The 7,129-nt window shown below is 56.7% G+C and carries 5 protein-coding genes; all 5 read left to right on the forward strand.

From position 1 onward, the window contains the following. The first annotated feature begins 3 nt into the window (after positions 1 to 3). The 5 genes from lpdA (at position 4) to QMX81_RS04255 (ending at position 6,897) form a co-directional block, all read left to right on the forward strand. The gene (gene lpdA / locus QMX81_RS04235) at positions 4 to 1,410 is read left to right on the forward strand and encodes a dihydrolipoyl dehydrogenase (RefSeq protein ID WP_282258958.1); all 1,407 of its coding nucleotides are present in this window, start codon (positions 4 to 6) and stop codon (positions 1,408 to 1,410) included. A gap of 54 nt (positions 1,411 to 1,464) precedes the next feature. Beyond that, positions 1,465 to 1,869 carry a LysR family transcriptional regulator gene (locus QMX81_RS04240; RefSeq protein WP_282258960.1) on the forward strand — a complete coding sequence of 135 codons (405 nt, stop codon included), beginning with the start codon at positions 1,465 to 1,467 and terminating at the stop codon, positions 1,867 to 1,869. Continuing rightward, positions 1,785 to 2,198, forward strand: a complete 414-nt coding sequence (locus QMX81_RS04245) for a LysR substrate-binding domain-containing protein (protein ID WP_282258962.1) — start codon at positions 1,785 to 1,787, stop codon at positions 2,196 to 2,198. Before QMX81_RS04240 ends, QMX81_RS04245 begins: the two co-directional genes overlap by 85 nt. 1,050 nt (positions 2,199 to 3,248) lie before the next feature. Continuing rightward, positions 3,249 to 4,424 carry an ABC-three component system protein gene (locus tag QMX81_RS04250; protein ID WP_282258964.1) on the forward strand — a complete coding sequence of 392 codons (1,176 nt, stop codon included), beginning with the start codon at positions 3,249 to 3,251 and terminating at the stop codon, positions 4,422 to 4,424. Positions 4,425 to 4,929: 505 nt separating this feature from the next. Beyond that, on the forward strand, positions 4,930 to 6,897 hold the full coding sequence (locus QMX81_RS04255) for a DUF3732 domain-containing protein (RefSeq protein WP_282258966.1): 1,968 nt from the start codon (positions 4,930 to 4,932) through the stop codon (positions 6,895 to 6,897). Positions 6,898 to 7,129 lie beyond the last annotated feature (232 nt).

Below are 7,129 nucleotides of genomic sequence, written 5' to 3' on the forward strand. Positions count from 1 at the left end.
GCGATGTCCAATACCCTTCAAACCCAGTTGCTGATCATCGGCGGCGGCCCGGGCGGTTACATCGCCGGCATCCGCGCCGGCCAGCTCGGCGTCAAGACCATCGTGGTCGAGGGCGTCAATCCGGGTGGCACCTGCCTCAACATCGGTTGCATTCCGTCCAAGGCGCTGATCCATGCCGCCGAGGAATTCGCCAAGGTCACCGCCTATGCGGCAGGCACCTCGCCGCTGGGCATCAGCGTGCAGGCACCGTCGCTGGACCTGGCCAAGACCGTCGCGTGGAAGGCCGGCATCGTCAAGAAGCTGACCGGTGGCGTCAGTGCACTGCTGAAGAAGAACGGCGCGCAGCTGATCAAGGGCTGGGCGACGATCGTCGACGGCAAGACCGTCGAGATCGCCGGTGCCGCGGAAAATGGCGGCACGCTGCGCATCACCTGCGAGCACCTGCTGCTGGCGACCGGCTCGGTGCCGGTGGAACTGCCGTTCCTGCCGTTCGGCGGCAAGGTCATCTCCTCCACCGAAGCCCTCTCGCCGACCTCGCTGCCCAAGCAGCTGATCGTCGTCGGTGGCGGTTACATCGGCCTGGAGCTGGGCACGGTGTACCGCAAGCTCGGTTGCGAAGTCACCGTGGTCGAGGCCCAGGAGCGCATCCTGCCGGCCTACGACGCCGAGCTGACCAAGCCGGTGGCCACGCACCTGGAGAAGTCCGGCGTGAAGCTGCTCACCGGCCACAGCGTGCTCGGCCTGGCCGACAACGGCCAGCTGCGCGTGCGTGACAAGGACGGTAACGAAATCGCGCTGGACGCCGACCAGATCCTGGTCGCGGTCGGCCGTCGCCCGAAGACCGACGGCTTCAATCTCGAATCGCTGCAGCTGGATCTGACCGGCAAGGCGATCAAGATCGACGACCAGTGCAAGACCTCGATGCGCAACGTGTGGGCGATCGGCGATGTCGCCGGTGAGCCGATGCTCGCGCACCGGGCGATGGCGCAGGGCGAACTGGTGGCCGAGATCGTCAGCGGCAAGAAGCGCCACTTCGTGCCGACCGCGATTCCGGCCGTGTGCTTCACCGATCCGGAAATCGTGGTGGTCGGGCTGTCGCCGGACGAAGCCAAGGCACAGGGCATCGAGACCAAGGTCGCGCTGTTCCCGTTCGCCGCCAATGGCCGTGCGATGTCGCTCGAATCCACCGATGGCTTCGTGCGCGTTGTCGCGCGCAGCAGCGATCACCGGATTCTCGGCTGGCAGGCCGTGGGCGTGCAGGTCTCGGAACTGTCCATCGCCTTCGTGCAGTCGATTGAGATGGGCGCCACGCTGGAGGACATCGCCGGCACGATCCACCCGCACCCGACGCTGGGCGAGGCGGTGCAGGAAGCGGCGCTGCGTGCGCTGGGGCATGCGCTGCATATCTGAGGGTGTGTGGGTTTGATGGACTATGAACGGCCCGCTTTGCGGGCCGTTCGTTTTTTGCGGCAAGCGCTACTGTCCACCACGCCCTCGGTGCTGAGCCGCGCAGTTAGCCGTCTGGAAGCGCGGCTGGGCCGGCAGCTGCTGCAGCGGACCACCCGCCGCGTGCGCCTGAGCGTGCCGACCACCGATGGCCACTACCGGCTGCCGCCCGTGCTGGCGCGCTTTGCGCAGCAGCGCCCGCAAGTGCAGGTGGAACTGAACATCACCAACCGCAACGTGGACCTGGTGGCCGAAGGCTTCGACCTGGCCATCCGCCTTGGCCAGCTGCCGGACAGCGGGCTGGTGGCGGGCAAGCTGGATGCGCCCCGCTGCTACTGGTGGCCGCGCCGGACTACCTCCAGCGCCGCGGCACGCCGCAGACGCTGGACGATCTGCAGCAGCACCTGTGCCTGCCCTTCGTGATGCCGCCACCGGGCGGCTGGCGCCGCGGGTATTCCGCGATGACGGGGGCGATGTGGATTGGCTGCCGCGTTCGCCCATCTAGACCTCCGACGATGGGCTGGCGTGTTTCATTGGCCGAACAGGGTATTGAAATCTGCCAGAGCTACGAGTTCATCGTGCGCGAGCGATTGCAGCGCGGGCAGCTGGTGCAAGTGCTGCCGCAGCTGCGGGGAAGGTCAAGGCAGTTCTCGGTGATCTATGCGCCGCATCGGCGGCAGTCGGCGGCGGCGCGGGCGATGATTGAGCTGTTCGTTGAGAATGCGAGCGAGGCTGAGGATGGCCTCTGTTGAGGTTGCGACGCTCGCTGGCTAGTTCTGGTTTGAGCCGTTTTACGGGCTGTGCGGCTGATGTGGCACCGCCGCCTGCGTGTACGGTCTAAGCACTGTTGCAAAGAAAGACGTCGCGCTATTCGCTTGTGGCGTGGGCAATTACGCCACTTCTATTCGTCATCAACAGTGCAGTTGCGCGAATGCGTCTGCCCGCGACGCTTGCTGCACGCGTGGTGCGTGCACCAATAGTTCTTCACCAACGAAACCCGCGACCTGTTCGCGAACATCTATTGGCAATCGAAGCGACGGCGTAGCCACCATGACTTCACCACCGACAACGGGTCGCTCCGGGTCTGCAACCCGCGATGAGCAATGACTATTGTTTGCGCCATGCCGTGGCGCTGTTTAGCACGGCCACGCACAACCGACCCCATGAACGAATACGACATCTTCTCCGCTTACACCGTTGTTGCCCATCAACGACAACACTCCCCTGCCCGACCTGAACTACTTGCTCGGCATTCTCAAGCGCATGCGTGGATGCGAAGGGCGCCGACGGCGTGCCCTGGCTGGAGAACGATGTCTCACCCGGGCACCGCGTGAGCTTAGCAAGGGCCGAGCGCGCGCTAGTGGAGCTACTGACGGTGCTGGAGGTCGTGCGCTCGGCGACCGCTACCGGGTGGTGGCGGAGCCGTAGCTGCATCTGGATGAGTGGATTGTTGATGGGTTATTTCTGGCGTACCGGGGGTTGGTTGAGGGGGAGGCTTGTCGGGAGGCTTGTCGGGAGATTAGGCCGGAGTAATTCCTCAAAAGCGATCAAACAATGGCGTCAATCTTTTGACTACTCCGACTTGGGAATCGTCATTGCGCATCAGATCATGTTGAACAATGATCCACATCGTCTACTCCCTAGACAACAGGGAGGCTCGTCGCGTACAAATTGAGACTAGTACGGAATGACATAACCATATCCGGCATGTCCACTTGTACCGTCAAATGCGCGAGAGAGAACATGGAGTTAAGGATTCGGCCGATGTGTAACGAACGGCAGCCAACCGGAACGCTAGCCTGATGATCGATCCAAAGCCACTGTCGATCAAACACGCCGCTCCAGGGCCATATCTTGGTTTTTCGCTGCAGCCAGTGAGGCTGTGCTACCACCTGCTGAGCAGCCCGGTAGAATCCAATGTATCGCTTGAGTACTTGGATGATGTCGCCGTTCACTATAAGGACGGAACTCTACTACTGGAACAGTGCAAAAGCGCTCTATCTCACAACCCTATTTCCGACTGGTCGAATGACCTTTGGAATGCAATCTGTAATTGGTTGGATGAAGTAGAAGATAGTGGGGTCGACCCTAGGACCACCGCTTTCCACCTCTATGTAACGCCCGCAAAGGTGGGGAAATTCAGCTCTGCACTGAATTTCGCAGATGACCCCGAGAATATTGAATCCCTGGTTCAATCTGTGAGCAAAAAACTGCAACAGAGAGTGAACCCTCCACAATGCGCTGCGTATGTTGAGAAATTTCTTGCAACCAAAAAGACCATACGCACTGCAGTAGTCCAAAGAATTAAAATCATCGCCACCGATGATGACCCACTAGAGCCTCTTCGCAATCTCCTAAGGCCTACAACCCCCGAAAAACTAGTTGACATAATTTGCGCATCTGCGATTGGGCAAGCAAAAGAAGCTGCAGATCAATGCATCCGAAGAAAAGTCCCAGCCATAGTTAATGCTGCGGACTTTCGTAGAAATTTCCATGCATTTGTCCAACAAAATAACATGGCTGGATACCTGCCATCCTTCACCCCGGCCCCATCGACTAAGGACACCCATGACCTTTTAACGGGACGACCAATCTTCGCTCGCCAGCTGCAGCTTGTCGGAGCACCCGAAGAGGCGCTAATTCGAGCAGCAAGCGACTGGATGCGCACTTCTGGCGACAAGACGAAGTGGGCAAGTCAGGGATATGTGTTCGAGGAGGCGTTTGAGGATTGGGACAAGGCACTACTCCGCCAGTATCAGGCAGTAAGAATGGAAGTCCATGAAGTATTTCACGAAAAAACACAGGATGCACAAGGCAGAATTATCTATAGTCGATGCTCCCAGAAGCAAGTAGCGCTCGGTGGGCGCACTGTCCCTGAGCACTTTACACATGGAGGGTTCAATGATCTGGCAGACAGACGAGAACTGGGCTGGCATCCGCAGCATCGAGCCCTTCTCGATGCGGAGGAAACTAAGTGATCTCACCTCTTCCATCCCCTCGGCTCAGCGAGGCTGCAGTTGTCCAGAATGAGGCACTAGGGGCTTACGCAATATGGCGATTCGGCATTGGCTTCCAGGAACTAGAAGGCAGAGCGGCTCCGCTTCATCTCGCCTTCTTAGTGCTTCCACTCGTGCTCCATACCGCGACCCTTGGAATGATCCTGAGTACCCAGAAGTCCTCAGGCCTTCATCTTTTGGCCGGGAAGTTAGGTGACAAGCGCGAGGAGCTCCTCGCAGTGCATGAGCGCGCGCTCAGCCTTCGCAATCTCTCGCTGGCCTCGTTGATTGCTGCAGAACAGGCACATCTTGTCCGAATATGCCCCAATACCGCTGAGGTTCGCTCTTTCAGCCCACACCATGGCTTGCGAACTCCAACAGTGCCTGACCGAATCCGAAAGATTGGTCCAGCTTGCGAAAAAATTGGCCACTGGTTTTCCACCCTTTCCGACCAGCAAGTGGCCCACACATTGAGAGTGGGATTCTGATGCACTTCCAATTATTAAAGATAATTCTTTGGCCTCGAGATGGCGGCACCCCCCGGGAGGTGAATTTTGAACCCGGGAAGGTGAATGTTATTAGCGGGGCATCAAAAACTGGTAAATCATCTGTGATCCCGATCATTGACTACTGTTTGGGCTCAGAAAAATGTTCGATTCCTGTTGGAGTAATTCGCGACAAGTGCTCTTGGTTTGGCGTTCTGTTTGACACTCTTGAGGGGCAAAAGCTGTTCGCTCGTAAAGAACCTGGCGGACTAAAATCCTCTGGGGAGATGTTCCTACTTGAAGGCCCATTGGTTGCCATCCCCAAGGAGATTCATTCAAAGAATCAGAATGTTGACTACGTAAAGTCTGCACTGAACAGGCTGTCCGGACTATCCAACCTTCAGTTTGAACCAGGTACTGACGATAGGTTCAAGTCTCGGGTGAGCTTCCGCGATCTGATGGCATTCATTTTTCAGCCTCAGAACATTGTCGCAAATCCTGATGTTCTTTTTTTTAAAGCAGACACCACTGAGCATAGAGAGAAACTAAAGACAATATTTCCTTATGTCTTGGGAGCAATCAGTCCGGAATTACTACAAATCCGCCATGACCTTGATCGACTGATACGGCTATTGAGACGAAAAGAGGCTGAACTTAGAGCACGCCAAGAAACAGGCTCCGCATGGCAGCGAGAGGGATTTGCTTGGGTTCGACTCGCGATTGAGTACGGACTACTCCCACCAAGCACCGGCGTGCCGTCCGATTGGTCTGCAATCGTCGATTTGCTACGCGAAGCTCTGGCATGCAGTCCGCGGTCGGCTACGTCCTCGCTCGAAGGCATGGACGTAATTATGGTAAGGCTCACTGAATTGCGCTCTTTAGAGTCAGACCTCGCAATGAAGCTGAGTCAATCCCGCCAAAGACTTCATGAGCTGCGCCGTTTGGACGAAAGCAGTGATGAGTATCGAAGTGGACTTCGCATTCAGCGTGACAGACTGAGCCTTTCCTCATGGATCAGAGAGCTTTCTTCTAGCAATTCGGAAGCTGTGTTTGAAGTGAGCGAGAGCGGCCGTGCGCGAATCGAACAACTCTGCCACACACTTGAAAGCATCGAGCTTCGGCTTAGCTCCTATCCGGAAGTAACAGAGTCGCTAGGAAGAGAAACTCAGCGTCAGCGTGAATCCGTTGAGATCAACTTGAACGAAATTGCAGCGGTTCGCGCTGAAATTCGAGCACTTGAGGGACAATCTGAAGATGCTCAAAAAGCAACAACGCGCGGCGAAGAGATTTCTCGTTTTATTGGAAGACTGGAAGAGGCACTTAGACTCTACGACGCCGCAGACACCTCATCCGAATTGAACCAGGAGATTTCCTCTTTGAGGGCGCAGGTTGATAGGATGTCAAACCAAATCTCTGAGCACGAAATAGGCCGAAAGCTCGAAAATTCACTCAACACCATCCAGGAGATTTCAGGGAGACTCATTCCAAAGCTGGATGGCGAGTGGCCTGATGCACCTATTCGCCTTGTCATCCCAGACCTTACGGTAAAAGTCATTCACGGCACGAGAGATGACTTTCTTTGGGAGATTGGTAGCGGCGCCAATTGGCTGGCATACCATGTCGCACTGACCTTAGCGCTGCAGGGATACTTCTTGAGGCTTCCCCAGCACCCCGTCCCCGCGCTACTCATTTATGATCAGCCGAGCCAGGTCTATTTCCCGGTCCGGCGTGCAGACAAGGGGAATGAATTTGACCTTGATCCAGCGTGGCAGAATGAGGACATTGTCGCTGTCAGAAAGGTATTTACGTTGTTCGATGAAGTCTGCTCCAAGACTAATGGCAGACTTCAGATAATCGTACTCGACCACGCAAACGAAGAAGTCTGGGGCGGGCTCGACAACGTACACCCTGTCGAAGAATGGCGAGGGAAAGGGCTAGTCCCTGAAGATTGGCTTATCGATGTTGTCTAAAGAGAATTCGCATCGAAGGCGAACCCGATACAGAATGCCTCCTCCAGAGCGGACTGATTACACCATTGCGATTAGCTCTCTTTTCTGCCTGAAGCGCATGGACACCGAGACATCATTTCCTCTCTAAAGAAAAAGGATGTGTAGAAACAACAAGGGCGCCTCTCGGCGCCCTCGTTCTTTCAACTCACTCCGACTCAATAGTCGGCGGCGGCTTCCCCGAGATGTCATAAAC

It is taken from the genome of Stenotrophomonas sp. PS02301 (assembly GCF_029959485.1).
Classification (GTDB): Bacteria; Pseudomonadota; Gammaproteobacteria; order Xanthomonadales; family Xanthomonadaceae; genus Stenotrophomonas; species Stenotrophomonas maltophilia_Z.